Raw genomic sequence first — 25,648 nt, forward strand, 5'->3', positions numbered from 1 at the left:
AGCTGAATCAACCCGCTTCGCTTGCGTGTTCCCCGAGAATCGATTTCGCATAACGCACGCCGATACCATACGCGCTATGCGACTTGAGAATGTCCATGCAACCTTCGTAAGTCTCGGTGCGGCCCCAGTCGCGTTGCAGTTCGAACATGAACTGAAGCGACGTCATCGGCACCGCGCCGGCCTGGATGATTCGCTGCACGGCGCGTTCGTGCGCTTCGTGCGTGATGTCGCCACAAGCATCGGTCGGGACGTAGATTTGATAGCCTTCCGCGATCATCTGCACGGTCGGAAACGTCACGCATACTTCCGTCCAAAGACCCGCGAGCACGATCTTCTTGCGGCCCGTCGCTTCGATTGCTCGGCGAAAGCCCGCGTCTTCCCACGAGTTCATCGAGGTACGGTCAACCGGCTGCTGCTCCGGAAACACGCCTTGCACTTCGGGCACCATGTCGCCGCTAAAGGTTTTGGCGGCAACGGTAGTGAGAATGGTCGGCACCTTGAACAACTTCGCCGCCTTGGCGATAGCCTGCACGTTATGCAGGATGGTGGTGCGTTCATGCGAGGTCGTGCCAAAAAACATCTGCGGCTGATAGTCGATCAGCGCAACCGCGCAGGTATCCGGGGTCAATAGTTCTTGCGGCATTTGCAGGCTCCGTTGGAAAAGATGCGGCAGTCAGGACGAACATGCCGTGCTCGGGTGAGCGGCTGGAAGGATTGAGATGGATGATAGCCACGCGTCTTCGCCGAGTCCTTGAAAAATCCCTTAATTGTTCTTAACGAATATTCGCTAAGAAAATGCACTTCGATTTTTAGCGCGTGGGATTTTCAGGAAATGAATTTCAGGACTTCGCCTTTCGCTGGCGGGAGCATGCACCGCGATTAAACCGCCTTAAGAACAATTAATCTTTTCTCAAGTTCAAGCGTCTTCCACGCGGCTAAGATTCGGTCCACGCGTCGCGCTCAAGGAATGATTCTTAGCGCACGCGCTCGACCAACATCGCTAAAGGACACGCCATGAGCACCGTAAAGACCAAGGACGGCACGAATATTTTTTATAAGGACTGGGGCAGCGGCAAGCCGGTGGTCTTCTCGCATGGCTGGCCGCTTTGCGCGGATGCATGGGACCCGCAAATGCTGTTTCTGGCGCAGAAGGGATACCGCGTCATTGCGCATGACCGTCGCGGTCATGGCCGCTCCGACCAGACTGCGGAAGGAAACGACATGGACACATATGCGGACGATCTCGCCGCCGTGCTCGACGCGCTCGATCTCAAGGACGCCATGCTCGTCGGCCATTCGACGGGCGGCGGCGAGGTCGCGCATTACATCGGACGTCATGGCAGCGCGCGCGTCTCGAAGGCCGTGCTGATCGGAGCCGTGCCGCCGATGATGCTCAAGTCCGAGAGTAATCCGCTCGGCTTGCCGATGTCGGTGTTCGACGGCATCCGCGACAATACGGCTTCGAATCGCTCGCAATTCTTCAAGGATCTGGCCGTACCGTTTCTGGGCTACAACCGTGACGGCGCGAAGGTCATACAAGGCAACATCGACGAGTTCTGGCGGCAGGGCATGATGGGTTCGATCAAAGGCCAGTACGAGTGCATCAAGCAATTCTCGGAAGTGAACTACACCGATGATCTGAAGAAAATCGACATTCCCACGCTCGTTTTGCATGGCGACGACGATCAAATCGTGCCGATGGAAGCGTCGGGGCGACGTACGGCGGAGATCGTGAAGAACGCGACGCTAAAGGTTTATGCTGGCGCGCCGCACGGCATGTGCACGACGGAAGCCGATCGCGTGAATGCGGATCTGCTGGCGTTCTTGCAAAGCTGATGCTGCACGTGACATGCTCGCTACGAAGCGAGCATGTCAGCCGACCGAATAGTCAGTACCGCGCTTAATCCCGGATGCTTATCGGCGAATTCGATTTTGCCGTGATGCAACGTCGCCACCGCCTTGACGAGCGCGAGCCCAAGTCCCACACCGGGCGTCCCACGGCTCGCGTCGCCGCGATAGAACCGCTCGGTGACCTTGTGCTTTTCCGCGTCGGGAATACCGGGGCCATCGTCGGATACGGATAACTCTATGCCGTCATCGCGCGCCAGGAGCGACACTTCGACCTCGCCATTTTCACGCGCGAACTTGATAGCGTTATCGATCAGATTGCCGATAGCCTGCGCCAGCAGCAAGGGATCGACCACAGCGTACAGTTCGTCCGCCTGCGTCATGGAAAGCGTCACGCCACGCAGTTCCGCCACGGGCTGATAGAACTCGACTGCATCCGAGACAATGGCGAGCAAGTCGCTGGACTCGAAACCCGAGCGACGCACGCCCGCATCGATTTCGGCGAGCCGCAAGAGCGCATTGAAGATGCCGATCACGCGATCGACATCCGCAAGCGCGGGCTCCAGTTGCGCGAGCGTGGCTTCATTCCCTTCCTTGCGCAAGCCGATCATCAGCACTTCGAGACGCGAACGCAGTTCGGCAAGCGGCGTACGCAAATCATGGGCGATTGCATTCGACACGTTGCGCACGCCGTTGATGACTTCGATCAGCGCTTCCTGCGCCTGCTTGCGCGTGTTGACCTCTTCCTGAAGCAGCAAATTCTGCTCGCGCTGCAACTTCTGCAAGGCCCGCAACTTGAGATGCGTATGCACTCTCGCGGCGACTTCCTCCATGTGCAGTGGCTTGGTGACGAAGTCCACGGCGCCAGCGCTGAAGCCCGTGATCTTGTCCTCGGTCTGCGTGAGCGAGGTCATGAAGATGACCGGAATGTCGCGCGTGTTCGGGTTGGCCTTGAGCTGACGGCAGGTCTCGAAACCGTCGAGACCGGGCATCATCACGTCGAGCAGAATCAGATCGGGCTGCACGAGTTCGGCGCGGCCCAGCGCCTCGCGGCCATCGCGCGCAACGGTCACGCGCAGGTTGTTTCCTTCGAGCGCATCGACCACGAGGCCGAGATTCGTTGCGGTATCGTCGACAACGAGAACGACTGGCGTGGCGGTATCGGGTAAGTCTTGCGTACTCACGTGCTTGGGTCCAGATGTTCTTCGATCAGGGACAACAGCGCTTGCGATTCGTACCCGGCGGCAAGACATCGCAGACGCGTTGCGAAAATTTCATAGCGCTTGTCGAGTACCGTCAGATGCTCGGCCCGCTCGATGATGTCGCGCATCGAACCGAGCAGCGCAAAGCGATGCAGCAGCGCCATTTCCTCGGGCGGTGGCACGACGAGCGCTTCGTCGGCCCGAGCATGTCTTCCCGTGCGCGGCGCCCATTGCAACGCCAGAAGGCCGGTGATTTCCTTGAGCAGCACATGCAGGTTCAGCGGCTTTTCGATGAACACATTGGCGCCCGCCGCGAGATTGGCCTGCGCATTGCCGCGCGATGCATCGGCCGATACGGCGATCACCGGCACGTCGCGTAACGCTTCCAGCGCGCGCAGACGCTCCAGCATCTCGATGCCACCCATCACCGGCATGAGCGTATCGACGACGATCAGATCGGGCCGGTCCTCGCTCGCCATCGCGAGTCCTTCGCGGCCATTCTCTCCTTGCGATACGCGAAAGCCGCTACGTTGCAAGGTATCGACGAGCAGGATGCGATTGGCCGCGACATCGTCGAGCACGAGTATGTGACGCTCGCGGCCTTCATAGCGCGTGACACCCACCGGCAGAATCGCGGGCACGGGTTGCGCCGTGGCGCCGGGCGCGTCGAGTTCGAACCAGAACGCGCTGCCTCGGCCAAGCGAACTCGCGACGTGGATATCGCTTCCCATCATGCGCACGAGTTGCCGGCTGATGGCAAGACCGAGTCCCGCGCCGCCGCTCCGACGCGTGAGTTCGCCCGCCTGCTCGAAGGGCTGAAAGATCACATCGAGCCGGTCGGGGCTGATACCTATTCCCGTGTCCTTCACTTCGAAGCGCAGACGTCCGGGCCATATTTCCGAAACCGCGAGACTGACTTCGCCCTGATCCGTGAACTTCACTGCATTGACGAGCAGATTGAGCAACACCTGACGCAAGCGCTTTTCATCGACGCTGATCGCGCGCGGCAGATTCGGCGCCGCATGATAGTGGAGTTGCAGGCCCTTTTGCTGGGCGCGCACGCCGACGATCTCCGCGATGACATCGAGAAACGGACCGAGTGGCACATCGCGCACCTGCATTTCGAGCTTGCCCGCACCGATGCGCGCGAAGTCCAGCAAATCGTTGATGAGCATGAGAAGATGCTCGCCACTCTGTTCGATCACGCCAAGACTAGACAACTGTCTGCGGCTCAACGTTTCATCGCGTCGCAAGATTTGCGCATAGCCGAGGATGCCGTTGAGCGGCGTGCGCAATTCGTGGCTGATATTCGCGAGAAACTGATCCTTCGCCTTGTTGGCCGCTTCGGCGGCGTCGCGCGCCACGCGCACCGCATCTTCCAGTGCCTTGCGCGCCGAGATGTCCTGAATGATGGCGATGGTGTGACTCGTGTGCCCAGCAGAGTCGTATTGCAGCGCCACCGATAAATTGACCCACACGCGCTGACCGTCGCGTCTCACGAGCGGTTTCTCTTCCGAGTAATGCGAAACGCCGCCCTCGGTCAACATGAAATAGCGTTGCAGGCTTCCGGTCACGAAGTCGTCGTCGGTGACATCGCGCAGGCGCTTGCCGAGCAACGCATCGCGTTCGTATCCGACGATCTCGCAAGCACGCTGATTCACGCGCAAAAAGCGGCCTTCGAGGTCGCAATGCGCAATACCCACGGCCGCGTTCTCGAAGGTGCCGCGAAAGCGTTCCTCGCTCGCGCGTAGTTCGTTCTCGGCGTGCTTGAGCTCGGTGATGTCCACCAGACTCCCGACGAAGCGCACGGGCTTGCCGCTCGCATCGCGCCTTGCCATGCCGCGTACCAGCACCTTGCGATCGCTGCCATCGCTATGCAAGAGGCGGTTCTCCATCTCGAACACGCCATTCGCATGTTCGAGATAACGCTCGACGGCCGCTTCGGTCGCGGCCCGTTCCTGCGGGTGCACCACGCTCATGTACGACTCGTAGTCGAGCAATGGCTCCTTGCCGCCATAGCCGAGCCATTCCCAGATGTTCGAGAAGCGTGCCTTGCCGTGGCGAAAATCGCCGTCGGGCATGTCGATTTCCCATACGCCGACATTCGATCCGCACATCGCCGCTTCGAATCGTGCATTGGTCTCACGCAAAATCTCCGCTTCTTCCGCGCGCCGCCGTTGCGTGACATCGCGGAACACGAACACGATGCCGAGCCCTTCGCCGCGTTCATCGACGATAGGCGAACCGCTCGCTTCCACCGGCACTTCCTGGCCGTGACGCGCGATCAGCAGATTGCGGCTCGGCAAGCCGATGTCTTCATCCGCGCGCAAGAACGACGACACCGGCTCGCGCGTGATTTCATCGACGACGCAAAAGACCTCGCCCAGCAAGCGGCCGCGTGCTTCATTGCGTGGCCAGCCCGTCAACCGTTCGGCCACCGCGTTCATGAAGTCGATGCGCCCTTCCGGGTCCGTTGCGATCACGCCATCGCCGATACTCGACAGCGTCACCGCATAGCGCTCGTCGCTTTCGCGCATGCGCCGCTCGGCCGCGTATTTGTAGAGCGCCATTTCGACCACGGTGCGCAATTGCGTGTCGTCGAATGGCTTGAGCACATAACCGAACGGCTCGGCCGTGGTGGCGCGCTGCACGGTTTCCTCGTCGGCATAAGCGGTCAGGAACACGACTGGCAGCCTGAATTGCTCGCGCAGAAGCCGCGCCGCGTCGATACCGTCGAGCTCGCCTTCGAGCCGCACATCCATGAGCACGAGATCGGGACGCACTTCCTTCGCCAGCAGGAGCGCATCTTCGCCGCGCGCGGTCGAGCCGACCACCGTATGACCGTTGCGGATCATTTGCTGGGCGATATCGCGGGCGACCACTCGGTCGTCTTCCACAATCAGGATGCGTGCAGGTGCCATCGTTCGTTGAGGTCAGCTTGCTTCGGCTTCGAAGGCTATGGTGAAGACCGTGCCGCCTGCGCGGTTCACATCGACATTGCCGTGCAATTGATGCGCGAGATCATGCACGAGTTGCAGCCCGAGCGTGTCGGCCTGATTGAGCGAAAACGCGGGCGACAGTCCCACGCCATCGTCGGCGATCACGAGGCGGCAACGGTCCTTGTCCGTGATACGAAGCTCTATACGCAACAGTCCGCCGCGTCCCTCCGGAAACGCATGTTTGAGCGCATTGGACACGAGCTCGTTGATGATGAGCCCGCACGACACCGCGCGATTCATGTCGAGCTGGATATCGTCGACGACCACGTCCATGTCCACGCCGAGACGCCGCATGTCGTAAGCCTGCGCGAGATGCTTGCACAGGTTCCTCACGTGCGGCGCCATCATGATGCGAGCGAAATTGCCAGCACGATAAAGGTTTTCGTGCACCATCGCCATCGATCGCACACGGTTGCGGCTTTCGGCGAAGAGTTCGGCTACCGCCTTGTCTTCTACACGCGATGCCTGCAGATTGAGCAGGCTGCTGATGAGTTGCAGATTGTTCTTCACGCGATGATGCACTTCGTGAAGCAACGCTTCCTTCTCTTCGAGCATGGCCTCCTTCTGTTCGAGCGATGCGTTCTCGAGCGAAATAGCCGCCTGCGACGCAAGCAGTGTCAGCACCGTGATTCGCGCTGCCGTGAACACGCCGGGCGCGAGATCGTTCTCGAGATACAGCACGCCCTTGAGCTTGGCCTGCTTGATGATGGGCACGACGAGCACCGAGCGCGCGCCGCTCGAACGCAGATACTCGTCGGCGGAGAATTCATTGGGCAACGTGGCGTCGTCGATATGCACGCGCTCTCGCATGCGCATGGCGAAGTGCACGATGGATACCGGCAATTCACGCGGCGTCATCGGAGCGCTTTCCATGCGGACCTGCACACCGTCCCTGCCAGATACGGCCTGCGCCTCGATCCACAGTTTCTCTTCGCGCGGCAAGACGAGCACCGCGCGACGCGCGCCCGCATGTTCGAGCACGATGGTCATGAGCGTGCGCAAGAGCCGTTCGAGCACGATCTCGCCTGAGATTGCCTGCGACGCCTGCACGACGGTTTCCACATCGAAGCGTTCCGCCACGACATTTCTTGCCGTCAGGCTTTCCGCAGGGCTTTCGACGAGTTCCGGATAAAGCCGCTCCAGCGCGTGAACCTTCGCCATCGCGCCCCAGCGCAGATACGCGCGCCGTGCATGGCCCAGATAGACATGAGCGATAGTCGTGAATTCGCGTTCGATGTAAAAGCGCGCGGCCGTTTCATGGGCCAGCGCTTCGATCTGCACAAAGCGATGTTCGCGTGCGAGCGCGATAGCGTCTTCGTAATGACGCATCGCGTCGAACGGCCGGTTCTCGATGCGCGCGACTTCGCCTTCCACGAGCGCCGCCCGGCAGCCGAAATTCGCCGGACCGTGATAGGCCCAGACCTGCAACTTGCCGTGATACTCCGCAAGTGTTGACGACACATCGTGTTTGCGCGGATCGTGCATGCGTGCAAGCACCAGCGCCGCATGAAAATAGTATTCGGCCATTTCGAAGTGGCCGGCGGAGGTCCACAAGAGCGGCCTGGCTTTATCGCCCGCAGCGGCGGCGCCCGCTATGTCATCGGCGAAATGGAGCCATTGCTGCTTGCGAATCCAGTACCAGCATGCGGCAATCGCGAGACTGGCATCGGCTTCGAGGCGGCGCTCGAACTCGGCTTCGTCGAACCCCGCGAGAAGCACGCTGTCGCCACGCAAGTGACCGATCAGCCGCAACTGCGAAGTAATGATATCGACGATAAGCCCGAACTTCGCGCTCTTCACGACCGACAGCCGCTCTTGTGCCTCGCGCTCCACGTCTGCAAGCGGTTCGCCCGCAGCCAGCAGACTCGTGATCAACGTGCAACTGCTGAAGCCCGTATAAGTCAGATCGCCGCTCTCCGTCGCGGCATCGAACGCGCGGCGCAACAAGGGCAGATTCGTGCGAATGTGCCGCGTCCACGGCGTGACGTGATACGCGAAGCACATGTAGACGCGCGCCTTGAAGCGGTCGAGCGCGCGTTCGTCGACGAGCGCAAGTCCCAGGCGCCCAAAGCCGAACCCCGCCTGATAGTCGCCGAAGATAGGGCCGGTCACCATGCCGAGATAGGCATAGCCGAGCGACGATGCATCGCTATTGCCGTGCGCCACGCTCAGATTCGCCATGCGGCACAGCACCAGGCAGACGAGGTCTTCATCGCTGAAGAACGCGGGCGGCAGCACGGCCGTGAGCACATCGAGCGTGGCGGCGAGATCGGACGCTTCGAGCAAGGGCAGGTCGATCAGGCGTTCTATCGGCTTCGAGCCGATCTGCCGAAGCAGCGCGTCGTATTCAAGGCGCGCGGCGGCTCGTCCCGGATGCGGCTCCCACTCGATACCGACGTGCCGCAAATACTCCAGACACGTTTGCACGGCAAGCTGCATCTGATCGAGCGCGGTGTAGAGCGTGACGCGCAGGAACGTGACAATGGCGCGATCCGGCAGCGTGCTTGCCCGCTCGGCGAGTTCGGTCAATCGCTTGCACGCGGCTTGGGTATCGCCTGTCAGGAACTCGCACTCGGCGCGGTTGCTTTCCAGCGCGAACTTGCGCGCATAGTCGTCGTGCCATCGAGCGGTATCGAGAAGATCGCTTCCCGTCGAGAAGTACGTCAAGGCGGAACCGAACGCCGACGAAGCCTTCGCGCGCTTGCCCGCCTGCAAATTGAGCTCGACGATTCGCTCGCGCTCCGCCGCGTTATCGACCAATGCGATCGCGCGATCGTACTGATTGACGATCTCGAAGATGTCGGCCTCGGCGTCATGCGCTTCGGTCGCATCGAACATTCGCGCGATTCGCAAGTGCGCGAGCGCGCGCTCGCCCGGCGGAATCATCGCGTAGGCTGCTTCCTGCACGCGGTCGTGAACGAATGCATAACCGTTCTCGCGCCTATACACGAGACCTGCTTCGACCGCATTGCCGAGCGCGGCGTCGATGTCGCCTACGGCATCGGCACACACTTGCGCGAGCGTCGCATCCGTTGCCGCGTTGCCGAGACACGCGAACCACTTCAGCATGTCTTGCGTCGCTTGCGGCGCGCGCGCAATGCGCTCCACCATCAGATCGACGACGCTTTCCGCAAAACGCGCCGCACGAATGCGGTCGATGTCCCAGCGCCAGACGCGTGTATCGCGGTCGAAATGCAACAGCCGTTCCTCTTCGAGAATGCGCAGGAACTGCACCACGAAAAAGGGATTGCCACCGGTCTTGTCGAATAGCAGGCTGGCGAGCGGTTCTGCTTCAGCGGCGTCGGCATGCAGCGTGTCGGTCAGCAGATTCGATACATCGCCGGGCGCAAGAGGCGCCAGCAGAATGAGATGCAGCGGCGTGCTGGTTTCGCGCACCGTCGCGAGCACGCGTGAGAGCGTGTGCGTGGGGCCCACTTCGTTGTCCCGATACGCGCCGATGAAGAGCACGTGACGCGTATCCGCGGACGCCGCCATATATTCGATCCAGCTGCTCGTGCCGGAATCGAGCCATTGGAGATCGTCGAGAAAGAGCACGAGCGTCTCGCCTGGACCACAGAACGTGCCGATGAAACGCGCGAGCACCGCTTGCAGACGCACATGTGCCTCGCGTGGCCCGAGCGCCGGCACAGCGGGTTGCGGACCGATCACACGTTCCAGTTCCGGCACGAGATCGACGATGAGTTGCGCATGCGCGCCAAGCGCATCGGCAAGACGCGCCTGCCATGACGGCAGGTCGAAGGCTTTATCGTCGAGCAGTTGGCGGATCAATTGCTGAAAAGATTGCGCGAGGGTGGCGTAGGGAATGTCGCGCTTGTATTGATCGAACTTGCCTGATGCGAAGCGCCCGTTACCGGCCACGAGCCTCTTTTGCAGGTCGCCAACGAGCGCCGATTTGCCGATACCCGAGTAGCCCGACACCAGCACGAATTCCGAGCGACCTTGCTGCGCCACGCGCTGAAATGCGTTCGCGAGCGCCGCGCTTTCGACTTCGCGTCCGTAAAGGCGTTCGGGAATGAGCAAATGTTCGGGCGCGTCGTGCTCGCCCGGCGTGAACGCTTCGATACGCTCGCTGCGTTGCCATGAATCGAGACAGCGCCGCAAATCGTGTTCGAGCCCGAGCGCGGTCTGATAGCGTTCCTCGGCGGCTTTCGCGAGAAGCCGCGCGACGATGGCGGCCAACTGTCGCGGGACGTGAGGCGCTTGTTCGGCAAGTGGAATCGGCTGACGCGCGATATGACAATGCAGCCATTCGGCGGGCGACGCGGCGCGATACGGCAGCTTGCCCGCGAGCATCTCGTAGAAAACGACGCCGAGCGAATACAAGTCACAGCGCGAGTCCACACCGCGATTCGTGAGCCCCGTTTGCTCGGGCGAAAGGTAAGCGAGCGCGTCCATGGTCACGGGCGCGAGTTCCGTTGCGGGACGTTCGCGCGTTGCTCTCGATGCGCGTCCGAAACCCGTGAGCGCCACTTCGCCGCTCGCTACATCGACGAGTATGTTGGCCGGTCGCAAGTCCTTGTGCATGACGCCACGCGCATGCAGCACCTTGAGCGCCGCTGCAAGACTCACCGCGATGCGCAAGCTCTCATGCACGCCGAGTGTTCCCGCAGATATCGATGCAAGCGAAACACCGCCGCGATCTTCGAGCAGAAGCGTGGCCGCGCCACGCAACTCCACCAGCGCATGCGGCCGCGTGAGAACCGGGCTGTCGAGTAGCGCGCGCAGCTCGAACGCACGCGTGAGCCGCGCCTGACTCTCCACGACTTGCGCCACGTGCGCCACAGGCAGCGCCACGGCAAGCCAAGTCTGCGCGTCTTCGCGACGCCACAGCCGCGACAGGACGAACTCGCCGTCATCGCACAGGGTTCGCCGCTCGAAGTTCCGCAGTTCCAGCATGCTCGCGCCCTCCCGCTACGCTTCTGCGGTCAGCATATAGCCGGCATTGCGGACGGTCAGGAGCAGCGACTTGTCGAAGCCGGTATCGATCTTCTGACGCAGTTTGCTCACGTGCACGTCGATCACGTTGGTCTGCGGATCGAAGTGATATTCCCAGATATTTTCCAGCAGCATGGTGCGCGTCACAACTTGTTCCGCGTGGCGCATGAGATATTCGAGCAGCTTGAATTCGCGCGGCTTGAGCACGATAGCCTTGCCCGCGCGCACGACCTTGCGCGAAAGCAGGTCTATGCTCAGATCGCCTACCTTCAACGCCGTGTCCACGAGGTTTTCTTGCGAGCGTCGCGTCAATGCGTCGAGCCTCGCCGCGACTTCGCCCAGCGCAAAGGGTTTGACGACGTAATCGTCACCGCCGGCCTTGAGGCCGCGAATGCGTTCATCCACTTCGCCAAGCGCGCTCAGAATGAGGATAGGCACCTTGTTGCCGGTCGCGCGCAACGCCGAGATGATGCCGAGGCCGTCGATACCGCCCGGCAGCATGCGGTCCAAGATGATCGAATCGTAGGTCTCGCCGGCCGCGAGAAACATGCCGTCGCGGCCATTGTCCGCACAATCGATGACATGGCCCATTTCGGCCAAACCCTTGCGCAAGAATCCGGCGACTTGCTCGTTGTCTTCGATGACCAGGATTTTCATTTTATGGCTCGTAACAGGCTCGAAGCGCACTCTGATTTTCGAGTACAGGGCTTCCCGCCGTGCATTATGCGCCCGCATGGTCCGCGCATAAATCCGGTCATTATTAAATTAAGTTAACGTGCGCGCGGATAATGGCAAGGCATTCACGAATTACAAATGAAGGCGCGGAGTTAACTAAGCTTAATGATTTTCTCATCGGGCGCAAAGGCTGGGAAGCATAGGATCGGTTATGTGATCGGACATCCATCGCAAACGGAACGACACCATGAACGCCATTGCCGAGTTGCCCTTACCCGGATCGCACAGCGGCATTATCGATCTGGGCGGCATACGGATCGACCTCGAAGCACGTACCTTGCACCGTCAAGGCGAGATCATGTCCGTGGGCTCGCGCGCATTCGATATTCTCGTCGTGCTGGCTAAAGCGGAAGGGCGCCTCGTCACCAAGGACGAATTGATGAGCGCAGTCTGGCCGCGCACCGTCGTCGAAGAAAACAATATCCAGGTTCACTTATCCAGCCTGCGTAAAAACCTGGGCAGCGATCGCGACATTATCGTGACCGTGCCGGGCCGTGGGTACAGACTGACAAGGCGAACTGTCAGACCTTCGTGTCCGCATGCCGAGGCGCGTTTCGCTCGACCGGAACTCATCGGGCGAGAAGACGCGCTTGCCCGTATTTCCACGATGCTCGCCGCGACGCAAGTGCTCACGCTCGTGGGCGCGGGCGGCATCGGCAAATCGGCGCTCGCGCTCGAAGCGGCGCGTCAATGGACAGCGGCGCGCGCAGAGCCGATCTTCTTCGCCGATCTCGCGCGACTCGACCACCCGCGCTCGGTGCAAGAAGCCATCGCGCGCGCATGCGGTTTGGCGGAACACGAGCCGCTCGACTTCTCGTCGCTGCCCGAGCGTGGACTCGTGTTCATCGACAATGCCGAGCATGTGATCGCGCATGCCGCGCAAATAGTCGATGCGCTCGCCGCCGCCAATGACGGCATCCGCGTTCTGGTTACGAGCCGCGAGCCATTGCGCATCATGTCCGAGACGCTCTATCGCGTCGATCCGCTCGACGTGCCGCGCGCCGGATCGACGGATGCGCAAACGCTCGAACATGCTTCCGTGCGGCTCTTTCTCCGCCGTGGCCGCGCCGTGCAGCGTAATCTCGGCGACGACAGCGCGCAGATCGGCCGCATAGGGACGATATGCCGGCGGCTCGACGGCAATCCGCTTGCCATCGAACTGGCGACGGCGCGTCTTGCCGCGCTCGGCCTCGAAGATATTCATCGGCGGCTGGACGACCGCCTGTCCATGCTTGCTGGCGGATACCGCACCGCGCTGCCGCGTCATCAGACGTTGCGTGCGAATTTCGACTGGAGCTACGGGCCGCTCGCCGCGCAGGAGAAGACCTTGCTGCGCAGGATGGCCGTTTTCGAAGACTCGTTTTCGTTCGAAGCCCTGTGCGCTGTCGCATGCGATGACGGACTTGCGCTCGCAACCGTGATCGACGCCGCGAGCGAACTCGCCGCGAAATCGCTGTTGATCGTCGAATATGACGGCCCCGTTGTGCGCTACCGGTTATCGGAATCGATGCGTGCGTATGCGCTGGAAAGGCTCGCGGCGGAGGGCGACAGCACGGCAATCGCCGGGCGTCTCGCGCATTATGTGGAACATTGCGCCGACTTTTCCGGTGCCGACGAAGCGAATGAGCCCTACACCCCGCGAGGTCTCGTTGTCGAGTAAGGTTAGACGTTAAGCGAAGCGTGAGAAGATCACGCGGCACCAGGTCAATCCCGCCACGAAAGCCGAGGAACGCATGGACCGCCTGACCGGCATCGAAGTATTCGTCGCGACCGTCGATGGCGGCAGTTTCGCCGCTGCCGCGCGACGTTTCGGGTTATCGCCCGCGATGGCCGGCAAGTACGTGAGCGCAATCGAAGCCGAACTGAACGCGCGGCTTCTGCATCGCACGACGCGCAAGCTGAGTCTGACCGAGGTCGGCCAACACTATTACGAGCGATGCAAACGCATCCTCGAAGCCTACGAAGAGGCCAATCGCGAGGCGAGCGACGCACAGGACACGCCGCGTGGCGTGTTGCGAATCGCGGCGCCCGTCACGTTCGGAGCGATGCATCTCGGCGACGTCCTCGCTGCATATCTTGAGCAGCATCCGCATGTCACGATAGAAGTGTCGTTGAACGACCGCTATGTCGATCTGCTCGAAGCCGGCGTGGACGTGGCGATACGTATCGGTCGCCTCAACGACTCCGGCCTCGTCGCGCGCAGGCTCGCGCCGTGTCGAATGGTCATCTGCGCATCGCCCGGCTATGTCGAACGACACGGCACGCCGCGCAACCCCGACGACTTGCGGCAAGCGCCGCGACTCGCGTTCAGCGAAGCGGTGTCGGTGGGAGACTGGACGCTCGCCGATACGAAAGGCCGCGCACATGTCATCGACGGGCCATGCCGCATGGCCGCGAACAACACGCAGATGCTGTTGGCTGCGGCGCTTGCGGGCGCGGGTATCGCGTATGGGCCGACCTTCGTGTTCGGCGAACACATCGCGCGGGGGAATCTTGTCGCGCTGTTGCCGGACTATCGGACGCCGGAGTTGGCGATTCAGGCGGTTTATCCGAGCGCACGACATATGCCGCTGAAAGTGCGGCTTCTGCTCGATAGTTTGGTCGCCGCGTTCGGCGACGAGCCGCCTTGGGACCGCACGTCACGCTGATTCCGTTCAACGCGCTTGCAGTTCGTCGATGAACTTTTCGATAAGCGCAGCCACGGCTGCTGGCGCTTCGAGTGGCGATAAGTGCCCGATGCCGGGCAAGACATGAAGGCGCGCGTCCGCTATGCGAGGCAACAGTTCCTTCCGCAAGGTCTCGACGCGGTCCACCTGGTCGAGTTCGCCTGAGATCACCGTGACGGGAACACTGATCGACCCGACTTCATTCGTGATGTCTTCGAGCATGGCGGCGTTCGGCCACGCCGCCTTGGCTTGCGGCGCGCCACGCAAGCTGTCGGCAATCACTTGCTCGCGCAACTCGGGTGCAAGCGGACTTGCGGTGAGCACGTTATCCATGACCCATTCGACCGATTCGCGCGAGTCGTAGGCTGCGGCCATCGCGGCTCGCTGGGCATCGGGAAGCTGCATCGGCGAGGGCGGCGAGGGCGCGATAAGCACGACGCCCTGCAATCCGCGAGGCCTGCGCGATGCGAGCAATTGCGCGACCTTGCCGCCCATCGAATGGCCGATCAGGATGTAGCGATGCAAGTGCAGTGCTTCGACGACGTCTGCTGCGTCGTTTGCAAGATCGGCTATTGCGTAGGCTTGCTCGGTCGCGCTGGATTCGCCCCATCCACGATGATCGAGCGCGATGGTGTGTCGAGCGTTCGACAATGCGCCGATAACGCCGTCCCATGTCCGTGACGATCCGCCCCAGTAGTGGAGAAACACGAGTGCCGGCTCGCTGCTTCCTTGTTCCTTGACGTGAATCCTCGCTCCGCGTGTTTCGATGTTCATGGCGATGCTCCTCGGGCTTAGTGACGAAAGAGCATCTTAGGTGCGATCGTCTGGATTGATAATTCGCTCAACATGATCGGCACTCGATCACGCCGGGATCGAATTCGATGCCTTGGCAAAGCGCCGGACAGCGCGAATCGTGGACGTAAGGGAGGAAAGCAGAGCACCGCGGATGCCGCTCGACACCATGCATCTCACTTAGAATCACCATCTGGTCTTGTCGACTTGGAGCGTTTTCATGATCAAGAGAGTGCTGACGACCGGTGCAATGCTCGCGAGTATTGTCGTGACGACGCCTGCTCACGCCGATGCAAACGCCGACAAGGCCGCGATCGCGCAAAGGCTGCAAGCATGGTCAAAGGCTTTCAACGCGCGCGATGCCGAAGGCGTCTGCGATATCTTCGCGCCCGACCTGGTCTCGACCGTCCCGGAAGCGCTCGATGGCAATCGCGACACGATCTGCAAGAAGCTCGCGGTGCTGTTTGCAAAGCCCGGACTAAGCTTGCAATACGACAGCCCCGACATTCGCGAGATCATCGTTTCCGGCGATATCGCCATCGTGCGATTGTTCTGGACGCTCACCGCCCGCATGGGTGACAAAGAGAGCGTGACCGAAGAAGCAGGCATGGACATTTTCCAGCGGCAACCGGACGGTCAATGGTCCATCGCCCGCTTCATGTCGTTCAGCGCGACGCCTAACACCGTACTCGAATAAACGAGAGCAGAACCAAGGGAATATTCCGCGCGCCCGGTTCGTTTAGATGGAGGATGCCGTGTCTTGCGGCCGCCTCGTAGCTATTCGACCTGGAGTGACCCATGAAACTCATTCGTGCGTTTTCGCTATTGCTTGCCGTGCTTGCCCTATCCCTCGCTGGCTGCCAGACCGACGGCGCCGGTGCAAGCTCGTCGGGCACGTCATCGAGCAGCGGCAGCAGCGGCGGCTATTGACCCACGCGGTGGCGACGCCGCCTCCGCGCGACTTTAAAAGCGCGCTGACTGCGTTCATCGACATAGTTGGCCGCGCCTCCGTGCTTTCGTCGAATGAGGCGCAGCCTGCTTATCTCGATCCTTTCGCTCCCGGCGATGCCCGCACGTGGCAAGCGTCAGCGGTCGTCATGCCATCGAGCGTGGAGCAGATCCGCGCGGTCCTGCAAGTGGCGAACCGATTCAAAGTGCCGCTGTGGAGCGTATCGACGGGACGCAACTTCGCTTACGGCGGCGCGGCGCCAAGGCTTGCGGGCAGCGTCGTGCTCGATCTGCAACGCATGAACCGCATACTCGAGATCGACGAAAAGCTGGCTTATGCGCTCGTCGAACCCGGCGTGAGTTACTACGACCTGTATCGTGAATTGAAGGCGCGTGGCACGCGTTTATGGCTCGATCCGCCAGCGGCGGGCTGGGGCAGCGTCATCGGCAATACGCTCGAGCGCGGTTACGGCACGACGCCGTATGGCGACCACGCCGCGATGCAATGCGGCATGGAAGTGGTGCTTGCAAACGGCGATGTCGTGCGCACCGGCATGGGCGCCATGAACGCGAGCCGCGACTGGCAAGTGTTCAAGCCCGGTTTCGGTCCTTCTTATGACACCATGTTCGCGCAGTCGAATCTGGGCATCGTGACCAAGCTCGGCGTGTGGCTCATGCCCGAGCCCGAGGGCTACATGATCGCGCGCTATGCCTTCAAACGCGATACCGACCTCGAACGGATCGTCGAAACGCTGCGGCCATTGAAGCTGGACGACACGATACAGAGCAGCGCTGTCATCGAAAGCGCGGTGCGCTGGGCGGCGGGCGTATCGACACGCAAGCGGTGGTACGACGGCCCCGGTGCGATGCCCGAAGCGACCATCGACGCAATGGCGCGCGACATCGACATCGGCCGCTGGAACCTGCGCTTCTGTCTTTATGGACCGCGCGAACTGGTCAACGTGCGGCGCGACATCATCCATCGGCGCTTTGCATCGATTGCCGATGCACGCCTCTTCGACATGCCCTATCGCGACGCATCCGATGAACCGACAGGCGGCGGCGATCGCAGTCAGGTCGGCATTCCCGGACTCGATGCGTTCAACATGCTGAACTGGCGTGGCGGTTCGGGCGCGCATGTCGACTTCTCGCCGATATGCCCGCCAACCGGCGCCGATGCAACCAAGCAATACATGATGGTGCGTGACCGCGCCGCACAGTTCGGCTTCGATTACTACGGCGGCTTCACGGCGGAACGGCGACACATGCATCACATCTTCGCGGCCATTTTCGACCGCGACGACAGCGCTCGAACAAATGCTGCGGGCACGCTGGTGCGCACGCTGATCGAGGATGCGGGCCAGGCCGGCTATGGCCAATATCGCACGCATCTCGCGTATATGGACCTTGCGGCTTCGCAATACGACTTCAACGACCACGCGTTGATGCGGCTCACGAACACGCTGAAAACCGCGCTCGATCCGAATGGCATTCTGTCGCCCGGCAAGCAGGGTATCTGGCCTGCCGCTCGGTCGAAGGACGCTCGATGAGACGCGCCCGCCGCGAATTCTTGACTGGCGTATCCCTGGCGGCGGCGTATGCGTGGGCCATCGGAAGCATCGGCGATACGAAGGCGGCACGCATGCGTCTCCTCGTCGTATGCGATGAACGTTGCTCGGATAGCCGCGCGTTTGCGCATCGCGCGAGCTTGAACGGTGCGCGCGTCGTTGCATGGCGAAACGATGCCGGCTTGCTATGGCACGAACGCCTGCTTCCGGATGCATCGCTCGGCGTACCCCTTGCCGGTCTGACGACATACGCGGATGCCTTCGTTCTCTCGCGTCTCGCATGGACGTGCGGCCTGCGCATGACGAAGCTTGCATGCAATGCCGAGGCGCTCGTCGCATGGCGCATGGAGCAACTGAATCAATCCTCTGTTGATTGAAACACCGTCTATCTGCCGATCGATCGACGCAAACGCTTTCGGTTGTCGACCTGCAACACCGCTCGACGCGTTTGAAAAAACGTATATGCGAATCGTTCGCATTTCACTAAAATCGCAGCACGCATGCATCCGTCCTCTCGCGACGACCGCATTGCATCTTCTCAGCACCACACGTGGCAACGCATAGCACCTCTAACAGCGGTTCTCCTTCGGATATTCTTCGCTATGTCAGCAACTGCTCTGTCGCGCCCGCGCGTTCGCAAAGTTTATGCGGCGGTTCTTCGACTTTTTGTCTGCGCCGTGTTGCCCGCCTCTTTGAGTATCACCGCACGAGCGCAAACGGAGCCGCAGGCATCGCCGGCCAATGCAGACACCGCGCTGCCCGCCGTAAACGTGCGCGGCGTCGCCGAAACGCTTCCCGGCGATTTCGAACCCGCATACGCGGGCGGACAGGTTGCGCGCGGCGCCCAGTTCGGCGTGCTGGGCAGTCAGAAGCTCATCGATGTTCCGTTCAGCATGACGAGTTATACGGCGAAAGCGATCGAGGATTCGCAAGCGCGCACCATCGGCGATCTGCTGGCGCACGATCCCGCCGTTCGTCCCGCATATGGCTTCGGCAACTTCTCTGAAGTATTCGTGATTCGCGGCTTCCAGCTCAATGGCGACGACATCTCGCTCAACGGCCTGTACGGCATCACGCCGCGTCAGCTCGTCTCGCCTGATGTATTGGAACGCGTCGACGTATTCAAAGGCGCCAACGCGTTTCTGAACGGCGCGTCGCCGACTGGCTCGGCAATCGGCGGCGGCATCAATCTCGAACTCAAGCGCGCCGACGATAAACCGCTCACGCGCGTCACCGTCGATGGCAGCGCGTCCGGTCAGATCGGCACGCACGTCGACGTGGGCCGGCGCTTCGGCAGCGAAGGACAATTCGGCGTTCGCGTGAATGGCTCGATAGACGGCGGCGAAACCAGCATCGACGACGAGTTCCGCCATAACCAGACCACCGCCGTTTCGCTCGACTGGCGCGGCGACAAGCTGAGGCTGTATGGCGATTTCCTTTACCAGCGCAAGAACATCGACCAGGGCCGCTCGACGGTTTCCGTCACGGGCGACGTGGTGCCCGAGCCGCTGTCCGCCACGCACAACTTCGCGCAGCCGTGGACGCATAGCACGCTGGAAGACACGGTAGGCATCGCGCGCGCGGAATACGACTTCTTGCCTGGATGGACCGCATACGCCAGTGGCGGCATCCGGCGCACACACGAGGACGGCACGTATTCGTCACCGACCTTCAACGCGCTCACGGGCACCACGAGCACGCGCGGCGACGTATTGCGCACCACCGACGCGCTGTCCGGCGAAGCCGGCGTGCGCGGCCGCTTCGTGACGGGTCCGGTCTCGCATCTCGTCTCGGCGGGTTTTGCCATCACGAGCGTCGAAGACCGCGAGGCATTCGCCTTCAGCGGGCCCTTCCCGACGACGCTCTATGGCGGCGGCGTCGTGCCGGAACCGGCGGCGACGAGCTTCGTCGCGGGCAGTTTCTCCGATCCGGGTCTCGCGGACCGCATCCTCACGCGCAGTTTCGCAGTATCGGATACGCTCGGCTTTCTCAACGACCGCGTGCTCTTCACCATCGGCGCGCGTCATCAGCAACTGCATCAGAACAACTATACGGTCGGCACGGACGCGATCTCGAACACCTATGATCAGTCGATCAACACGCCGATCTTCGGTCTCGTCGTGAAGCCGACCAACACGATCTCCCTGTTCGCGAATCGCGCCGAGTCGCTCGCGGCAGGACAGACGGCGCCGTTCGGTGCCGCCAATGTCGGGCAGACGCTCTCGCCGAACCGCACGAAGCAATACGAAGTGGGCACGAAGTACGACACGAATCGGTTTGGCGCGGAGCTCGCGCTGTTCCAGATCGAGCAGCCCACGGCGTACACGGACAGCACGAACAACATCTTCGCCACGAACGGAACGCAACGGCATCGCGGAATCGAAATGTCGGTGTATGGCGAACCGCTCAAGGGCGTGCGCGTGCTCGCCGGCGCGACGTTGCTGAACGCGAAGCAACTCGATACGAACGGCGGCGCAACCGATGGTTATCGGCCCATTGGTGTGCCGAGTTATCTCTTCAATTTGGGCGGCGAATACGATCTGCCTTGGGTGCCCGGCCTGACCTTCAACGCGGCGTGGATCCACACGAGCAATCAGTATCTGGACGCGACCAACCATTTATCGATACCCGCGTGGGACCGCTTCGATCTCGGCGCGCGCTATACGACGACCGTGTTCAAGCACGTAACGACGCTGCGCGCCACGGTTGAAAACGTGACGAACAAATCGTACTGGTCGTCGACGACGGGCGCCTATCTGACAATGGGAAAACCGCGTACGTTGCTGATGTCGGTGACTGCGGACTTTTGATGCCGCGCGCGCGATCTTCGTTACGCCGATAATCGCGCGCCGGTTCAGTTAGAGGAAGTCGCGCCTGCGCCCGGCTTCACCGTACCATCGGCCTGTGGAACTTCCACGGGTTTGACTTCGACGGGCGCGGTGCCGTTTTCCTTCAAGCCGAGCTTATCGGCGGTTTTCGGCGATACATCCACGATCCGGTCTTTCACGTAAGGACCGCGATCCCTGATCTCGACTACGTCGCTATTGCCGTTCTCCAGATTCGTCACGCGCGCTTTCGTACCGAGCGGAAGCGTCTTGCTTGCCGCCGAATTGGATTGCGGATTCATCGGCGTACCGTCGGCCATTTTCTTCTTGTAGAAGTTTCGGCCGTAATACGAAGCCTTGCCCTTGCGTTCCTTGCCGGAGCGGTCGAGATTCACGGGTTCCGCGGCTGCCGCTTTTGCTGTCGCATTCACGTTTGCCTGGCTATGACGCGCATGCTTCTGCGCGCGCTTATGCGCGTGTGTGTGCGTTTGCGTTTGCGTTTTTTCCTGCGCCGCCGGGAATGCGGCATTGAGCCAACACGTCAGCGTGACGAAGACAAGCGCTCGAATCTTCGTTCCGCTTCGCGCTCGTTCCTTCAGATGTATCGTGCTGAGGGTGTCATTCCCCATCGTACGAAGTCGCATTCGTCTCTTCTCCTTGGGCTTTGTGCAGCCATTGACGCCTCGTATGTTTGATTTTGATTATTCGTACGACGAGCATGCGATGCTCTACGTGCTTTCCATCCATTCGCTACGCGTGCCGTGGATGCACGAATCGCTCCCGAACGACAAGTTGACGCTCGATGGGACCACGCTCTAACGTAAGATCTTTGGTGCGCGATACGCGCGACCTTGATAACGATGACGGAGTCCACGCAATGACCCATGATCTCGACAACAAAATCGCCCTCGTCACGGGAACATCGGGAATAGGTGCGTCTGTCGTCTTGCGAATGGCTGCGGGAGGCGCGCACGTCGCGGCGTTGGGCATCGATGAAACGTTGAACGCCGCCTTGCGTCGACGCGCCGAGGATGCGGGGCTGAAAGTGACCGTGCTCAAGGCGGATGTGTCGGACCCGGCGCAAGTCGAAGCGGCGATGCGCGAGACGGTCGAACTATTTGGCGGGCTCGATATCATCGTCAATTCGGCGGCCATTCATCCTTATGGCGATCTCGTCGAGACATCGCACGAGACGTTTGCGCGCTGCATGAACGTGAACGTAGGCTCGATTCATCTGACCGCACACTTCGGCGTGCCCGAAATGCGCAAGCGCGGCGGTGGCGCAATCGTCAATATATCGAGCGTTCAGGGCTTTAGTTGTCAGGCAGGCGTCGCGGCCTACGTGGCATCTAAAGGCGCGATCCATGCAATGACGCGAGCGATGGCAATCGACTTCGCACCCGACAAGATTCGCGTCACGTCGGTGAGCCCCGCATCGGTACGCACGCCGATTCTCGAACTCGCCGCGCGAACCTTCGACGGACCGGACGCGAACGTCGAGGAAGCCTTCGCGCGATTCGGCGCAGCGCATCCGCTCGGGCGGATCGGCGAACCCGAAGAAGTGGCCGAACTGGTCGCGTTCCTCGCGTCGGATCGCGCGCTTTTCATCAGCGGCTCGGATCACAAGATAGATGGCGCGTTGCTCGCGGGGCTTGGAGTTCGGTAAATGAATGGCACGTTCGCGGCTTCATGGAATCGTTGTATCAAGCGGTGGAGTTGTATAGCAGATCGCGTTGCGATGAAGTTTTCGCGGAGCTTCCTCACCGCCTGACAGAGAGGCCGGCAATACGCCGGCTTCCGATGGTCGATCATCATGGCAACCGTCTACCAACTCGACGACAAGTCGCCCGGACGCGCTTTCAGGGCTCCATCGAAAGTACAGGCGTTGCGTCCAGCGCGCTGGCCCATGCAAGCAACTCGTTCGCTGGCAATGCTTGCGAGAAGAGAAAGCCTTGCAGTTCATCGCAACCGATGCCGCGCAGCGTATCCGCCTGATGTTCGCTCTCCACACCTTCCGCAACCACACGCAAGCCCAATTCGTGCCCGAGATCGATGATCGCCTTCACGATAGCGAGATCGGCTGGCGCATCGAGCATGTCGTGCACGAACGCTCGATCTATCTTGAGACGGTCAAGCGGAAAGCGATTGAGGTAACTGAGGCTCGAATAACCGGTGCCAAAGTCATCGAGCGAGAGCTTCACGCCGAGCGCACGAATCGCGCGGATGGCCGCGACGTAGCTCTCGGCGTTATCCATGAGCACCGTTTCGGTGATCTCGAGTTCGAGGAACTGCGGCAACACGCGATACTTCGTGAGACTGCGCGCGAGCACGCCCACGAGTTCGGGATCGCGCAATTGAATCGCCGATACATTCACGGAAGCGCTTATTTCCAGACCATCGCGCTCGCGCCACGTTGCAATTTGACGACATGCTTCGTCGATGACCCACGCACCCATCGGAATGATGAGCCGCGTCTCTTCGGCCACGGGAATGAACTGCGAAGGCATGACGGAGCCAAGCGTCGGACTATCCCAGCGTAACAGGCCTTCGACGCTCGTCAGCATGCCGGTGCGCGCATCGAGACAAGGCTGCCACGCAATGCGCAATTCGTTGCGTTCTATCGCGGTACGCAGACATGCTTCGAGCGAGAGCCGATAGCGCACGTGCTCTGCCATGTCGGCCGAAAAGAACTTCACGAGATTGCGCCCCGCCGCTTTGGCCTGATACATCGCGGAGTCGGCGTTTTGCATGAGCGTGTCGATGTCCGCGCCATCTTCCGGATACAGCGCGACGCCCACGCTGCACGACACCTGCAACGTCACGCCGCTCACTTCATGCGGCTCACGCAAGAGCGCGAAGAAACGCTCTTCGACGGTACGCAGCACATCGGCTGCGTTGGTCACGCCGTTGAGAATGACGGTGAACTCGTCGCCGCCAAGACGGCTGACCGTATCGTTGCTGCGCACGGCCTTGAGGAGACGCCGCGACACCGAACGCAACAGACCATCGCCGATATGATGACCCAGCGAATCGTTGATATTCTTGAAGCGGTCGAGATCGATGAACAGCACCGCTACGCGTTGCCGCGTGCGTTGCGCTTGCGCGATCGCCACTTCGAGACGCGTGCCGAACAACGCGCGATTCGGCAGTTCCGTGAGCACGTCATGCTCCGCCAGAAACTGGATACGCGCCTCGCTCTTCTTGCGGTCCGTGATGTCGATCAACGTGCAGATATAGTGCGACACGCTGCTATGCTTGTCGCGCACGGTGCTGACCATGAGCCACGCTGGATAATCGCCGCCTTGCCTGCGTCGCACCTGCGCTTCGCCGTTCCACGTACCGCTGCGTTCAATTCGATTCGCAAGCCGCGCGATGATGCCGCGCTCATCGCTTGCGTCGTGTGCCGCGATAAACGCGGGCGGCTTGCCGACCACGTCATCGCTGCGATATCCGGTTGCACGATAGAACGAGGGATTCGCGGTGACGAGCCGCGCGTCGGCATCGAGAATGACGATCGCCTCCGACGATGCCTCGAACACCCTGCCCCAAAGCTCAAGACGTTGCTCCATCAGCTTGATCTGGTTGATCGGCGTAAAGGCCGTGAGAATGGCGTCGCGGCCCTGGAAATTGAGGCGGCGCGCGGAGAGCATCGCCCACGTGGGTTGCGCCGTGGCTTTCCAGTGAACCTCGAATTCGTCGATAGCCTCGCGGTCGGACAGTTGCTGGAAAAAGCGTGCACGCGTCGATGAATCGAGACCGAAGGCCCACGGGTCTGTTGCGCAACCGTTGAGCCAGAAGAGGCCGGGCGTATTCGCGTGCAGCACTTCGTGGCCGGGAACGGCGGTGACGACCATCGGCACGGGCGTGGCTTCGACGAGTGCGTATTGCGCGGCGGATGCGCGCGTCGTGGCCGCGAGTTCCTTCTGCACGTCGCGTTCGTGGTCGAGTTGCGCAAGCATCTCGTTGAAGCCACGCACCAGTTGACCGATTTCGTCCTGACTATGCCAGCTTGCACGTTGCGAATGGTCGCCCGTTCGCCGCACGATATCCATCACGCGCGCGAGCTTGCGCAAGGGCGACGAAATCTGCTGCGCGACGCAATACACCATCGCCAGAATGCCGCATAAGAGAAAGAGCGCGGTGCCCAGATGCAGCCACATGCGTGAGAACAGCATATGTACACGCACATGCAGCAGCTCGTCGAGTTGCGTGCCTGTCACGCGCCAGCTCGTGCTTGCGCTTGCGACGAGCGCTTGCTGCGCGGTATCGACGATGGATACGACAGCGGGATCGGGCGCGGCGTTGCCATCCACGACGATGCGCGCCGCGTGACGAAACGCTTCGACCGAGGTACGCATGCGTGCAAACGAAGGCGTGAGCGTTGCATCGAGTTCGTGATTCGCGGCGCCTGCTTCAGCGAAGTCGGAGCGCAGACCTTGCATGACGCCATCGAGTTGTCCTTCGAGCACGAGATAGCGCGTGCGTACTTCCTCGCGCGAGCGTGCCGGATCGAGCCCTTCGTGCAGATGTTTGCCGATGCCATCGACTGCATCGATCAGCGCCGGATAGCGCAGAATCGATTGCGACATTGCGTAGTAGCTGTCGAGGTCGGGATCGAGAATAAGGTTCGATTGATTGCCGATGCGTGTGATGAGTTCGCGGCAGGCATCGAGCGCGGCGCTGGTCGTCGCGGGCTTCGGCGGCGTTTCGTGAGAGAGCGCGTCGAGCGCTTCGCGCAAGGTCCCGTTGAGCTCGGCGCTCTTCATGTGCTCGCCGTATTGCGCTTCCGCGTTCGCGAGATCGTCGATGGACTTGCGCCATGCACCCGATGGCAGACGTTGCCCCGCGCCCGCGAATGCGACTTCGACGAGCGCGTCTTTCACCACATGCACGTAGGCGTTGCCGACGATCTCCTTGTTCGAGAAATCGATGGCAAGATACTTCTCGTGGATCAGGATGCCGCTGATGTAGATCACCGCGCTCAGGTCGAGCAGATAGATGAGCAGCAGCTTGTGCCCGACCCGCAGGCGCGCGAGCAGCCGGAAGAAAGGATTGCGCTTCATGGAGCGCTTCGCTTCGCGCGACTCAGCGGGATCAAGTGAACCTCGT

At 61.2% G+C, this 25,648-nt stretch carries 18 protein-coding genes; 10 read left to right on the plus strand and 8 right to left on the minus strand.

Going from position 1 to position 25,648, the window contains the following annotated elements:
- Positions 1-7: 7 nt before the first annotated feature.
- Complete coding sequence (locus NCR40_RS30140) at positions 8-643, minus strand: hydrolase (RefSeq protein WP_244831207.1); 636 nt, start codon at positions 641-643, stop codon at positions 8-10.
- Positions 644-1,014: 371 nt separating this feature from the next.
- Here NCR40_RS30140 and NCR40_RS30145 point away from each other — a divergent pair, with 371 nt between their 5' ends.
- Positions 1,015-1,836, plus strand: a complete 822-nt coding sequence (locus NCR40_RS30145) for an alpha/beta fold hydrolase (protein ID WP_250511681.1) — start codon at positions 1,015-1,017, stop codon at positions 1,834-1,836.
- Between the two features lie 20 nt (positions 1,837-1,856).
- Here the strand turns inward: NCR40_RS30145 and NCR40_RS30150 are convergent, their stop codons facing one another.
- The 4 genes from NCR40_RS30150 to NCR40_RS30165 are packed head-to-tail and all read right to left on the minus strand — an operon-like array spanning position 1,857 to position 11,662.
- Positions 1,857-3,032 (minus strand): hybrid sensor histidine kinase/response regulator, encoded by a 1,176-nt coding sequence (locus NCR40_RS30150; protein WP_250511682.1) that lies wholly within the window; start codon positions 3,030-3,032, stop codon positions 1,857-1,859.
- Complete coding sequence (locus NCR40_RS30155) at positions 3,029-5,971, minus strand: hybrid sensor histidine kinase/response regulator (RefSeq protein WP_250511683.1); 2,943 nt, start codon at positions 5,969-5,971, stop codon at positions 3,029-3,031. The genes NCR40_RS30150 and NCR40_RS30155 overlap by 4 nt, the downstream gene beginning before the upstream one ends.
- A gap of 12 nt (positions 5,972-5,983) precedes the next feature.
- A complete protein-coding gene (locus NCR40_RS30160) occupies positions 5,984-10,966 on the minus strand; it encodes an AAA family ATPase (RefSeq protein WP_250511684.1) in 4,983 nt (1,660 codons plus the stop codon).
- 15 nt (positions 10,967-10,981) lie between these two features.
- The gene (locus tag NCR40_RS30165; protein WP_244831202.1) at positions 10,982-11,662 is read right to left on the minus strand and encodes a response regulator transcription factor; all 681 of its coding nucleotides are present in this window, start codon (positions 11,660-11,662) and stop codon (positions 10,982-10,984) included.
- A 265-nt stretch (positions 11,663-11,927) separates the two neighbouring features.
- Between NCR40_RS30165 and NCR40_RS30170 the strand changes: the two genes are divergently transcribed.
- Both NCR40_RS30170 and NCR40_RS30175 read left to right on the plus strand, forming a co-directional pair.
- The gene (locus NCR40_RS30170) at positions 11,928-13,400 is read left to right on the plus strand and encodes an ATP-binding protein (protein WP_250511685.1); all 1,473 of its coding nucleotides are present in this window, start codon (positions 11,928-11,930) and stop codon (positions 13,398-13,400) included.
- 73 nt (positions 13,401-13,473) lie between these two features.
- Complete coding sequence (locus NCR40_RS30175; RefSeq protein ID WP_250511686.1) at positions 13,474-14,388, plus strand: LysR family transcriptional regulator; 915 nt, start codon at positions 13,474-13,476, stop codon at positions 14,386-14,388.
- Positions 14,389-14,394: 6 nt separating this feature from the next.
- On the opposite strand, the gene NCR40_RS30180 is transcribed toward NCR40_RS30175, so the two are convergent.
- Complete coding sequence (locus NCR40_RS30180) at positions 14,395-15,180, minus strand: alpha/beta fold hydrolase (RefSeq protein ID WP_250511687.1); 786 nt, start codon at positions 15,178-15,180, stop codon at positions 14,395-14,397.
- Positions 15,181-15,418: 238 nt separating this feature from the next.
- Here NCR40_RS30180 and NCR40_RS30185 point away from each other — a divergent pair, with 238 nt between their 5' ends.
- The 5 genes from NCR40_RS30185 (at position 15,419) to NCR40_RS30200 (ending at position 20,524) form a co-directional block, all read left to right on the plus strand.
- A complete protein-coding gene (locus tag NCR40_RS30185; protein WP_250511688.1) occupies positions 15,419-15,895 on the plus strand; it encodes a YybH family protein in 477 nt (158 codons plus the stop codon).
- A gap of 101 nt (positions 15,896-15,996) precedes the next feature.
- On the plus strand, positions 15,997-16,128 hold the full coding sequence (locus NCR40_RS31395; RefSeq protein ID WP_284507915.1) for a hypothetical protein: 132 nt from the start codon (positions 15,997-15,999) through the stop codon (positions 16,126-16,128).
- Positions 16,125-17,696, plus strand: coding sequence for an FAD-binding oxidoreductase (locus NCR40_RS30190; protein ID WP_502801051.1), 1,572 nt, complete (start codon positions 16,125-16,127; stop codon positions 17,694-17,696). Before NCR40_RS31395 ends, NCR40_RS30190 begins: the two co-directional genes overlap by 4 nt.
- Complete coding sequence (locus tag NCR40_RS30195; RefSeq protein ID WP_250511689.1) at positions 17,693-18,091, plus strand: hypothetical protein; 399 nt, start codon at positions 17,693-17,695, stop codon at positions 18,089-18,091. Before NCR40_RS30190 ends, NCR40_RS30195 begins: the two co-directional genes overlap by 4 nt.
- 225 nt (positions 18,092-18,316) lie before the next feature.
- The gene (locus tag NCR40_RS30200) at positions 18,317-20,524 is read left to right on the plus strand and encodes a TonB-dependent receptor (RefSeq protein ID WP_250511690.1); all 2,208 of its coding nucleotides are present in this window, start codon (positions 18,317-18,319) and stop codon (positions 20,522-20,524) included.
- 44 nt (positions 20,525-20,568) lie between these two features.
- On the opposite strand, the gene NCR40_RS30205 is transcribed toward NCR40_RS30200, so the two are convergent.
- Positions 20,569-21,183: a septal ring lytic transglycosylase RlpA family protein gene (locus tag NCR40_RS30205; RefSeq protein ID WP_250467880.1), complete on the minus strand. Its 615-nt coding sequence runs from the start codon at positions 21,181-21,183 to the stop codon at positions 20,569-20,571.
- A gap of 43 nt (positions 21,184-21,226) precedes the next feature.
- On the opposite strand from NCR40_RS30205, the gene NCR40_RS31400 reads away from it, so the two are divergent.
- Both NCR40_RS31400 and NCR40_RS30210 read left to right on the plus strand, forming a co-directional pair.
- The gene (locus NCR40_RS31400; RefSeq protein ID WP_255784979.1) at positions 21,227-21,358 is read left to right on the plus strand and encodes a hypothetical protein; all 132 of its coding nucleotides are present in this window, start codon (positions 21,227-21,229) and stop codon (positions 21,356-21,358) included.
- Between the two features lie 58 nt (positions 21,359-21,416).
- Positions 21,417-22,205 (plus strand): SDR family NAD(P)-dependent oxidoreductase, encoded by a 789-nt coding sequence (locus NCR40_RS30210; RefSeq protein WP_250511691.1) that lies wholly within the window; start codon positions 21,417-21,419, stop codon positions 22,203-22,205.
- A 193-nt stretch (positions 22,206-22,398) separates the two neighbouring features.
- Here NCR40_RS30210 and NCR40_RS30215 read toward each other — a convergent pair whose 3' ends face one another.
- Entirely contained in the window at positions 22,399-25,602 is a 3,204-nt protein-coding gene (locus tag NCR40_RS30215) for a bifunctional diguanylate cyclase/phosphodiesterase (RefSeq protein ID WP_250511692.1), read from the minus strand.
- Positions 25,603-25,648: the final 46 nt, after the last annotated feature.

The organism is Caballeronia sp. GACF4 (genome assembly GCF_023631025.1).
In the GTDB taxonomy this organism is placed as follows: domain Bacteria; phylum Pseudomonadota; class Gammaproteobacteria; order Burkholderiales; family Burkholderiaceae; genus Caballeronia.

Bases quoted from the DNA above. Each gene is read 5' to 3' on its own strand.
- NCR40_RS30215 (WP_250511692.1), bottom strand. From the start codon at position 25,602: ATGAAGCGCAATCCTTTCTTCCGGCTGCTCGCGCGCCTGCGGGTCGGG.
- NCR40_RS30180 (WP_250511687.1), bottom strand. From the start codon at position 15,180: ATGAACATCGAAACACGCGGAGCGAGGATTCACGTCAAGGAACAAGGA.
- NCR40_RS30205 (WP_250467880.1), bottom strand. From the start codon at position 21,183: ATGCGACTTCGTACGATGGGGAATGACACCCTCAGCACGATACATCTG.
- NCR40_RS30140 (WP_244831207.1), bottom strand. From the start codon at position 643: ATGCCGCAAGAACTATTGACCCCGGATACCTGCGCGGTTGCGCTGATC.
- NCR40_RS30200 (WP_250511690.1), top strand. From the start codon at position 18,317: ATGTCAGCAACTGCTCTGTCGCGCCCGCGCGTTCGCAAAGTTTATGCG.
- NCR40_RS30145 (WP_250511681.1), top strand. From the start codon at position 1,015: ATGAGCACCGTAAAGACCAAGGACGGCACGAATATTTTTTATAAGGAC.
- NCR40_RS31400 (WP_255784979.1), top strand. From the start codon at position 21,227: ATGTTTGATTTTGATTATTCGTACGACGAGCATGCGATGCTCTACGTG.
- NCR40_RS30155 (WP_250511683.1), bottom strand. From the start codon at position 5,971: ATGGCACCTGCACGCATCCTGATTGTGGAAGACGACCGAGTGGTCGCC.
- NCR40_RS30170 (WP_250511685.1), top strand. From the start codon at position 11,928: ATGAACGCCATTGCCGAGTTGCCCTTACCCGGATCGCACAGCGGCATT.
- NCR40_RS30185 (WP_250511688.1), top strand. From the start codon at position 15,419: ATGATCAAGAGAGTGCTGACGACCGGTGCAATGCTCGCGAGTATTGTC.
- NCR40_RS30210 (WP_250511691.1), top strand. From the start codon at position 21,417: ATGACCCATGATCTCGACAACAAAATCGCCCTCGTCACGGGAACATCG.
- NCR40_RS30195 (WP_250511689.1), top strand. From the start codon at position 17,693: ATGAGACGCGCCCGCCGCGAATTCTTGACTGGCGTATCCCTGGCGGCG.
- NCR40_RS30165 (WP_244831202.1), bottom strand. From the start codon at position 11,662: ATGAAAATCCTGGTCATCGAAGACAACGAGCAAGTCGCCGGATTCTTG.
- NCR40_RS30160 (WP_250511684.1), bottom strand. From the start codon at position 10,966: ATGCTGGAACTGCGGAACTTCGAGCGGCGAACCCTGTGCGATGACGGC.
- NCR40_RS30175 (WP_250511686.1), top strand. From the start codon at position 13,474: ATGGACCGCCTGACCGGCATCGAAGTATTCGTCGCGACCGTCGATGGC.
- NCR40_RS31395 (WP_284507915.1), top strand. From the start codon at position 15,997: ATGAAACTCATTCGTGCGTTTTCGCTATTGCTTGCCGTGCTTGCCCTA.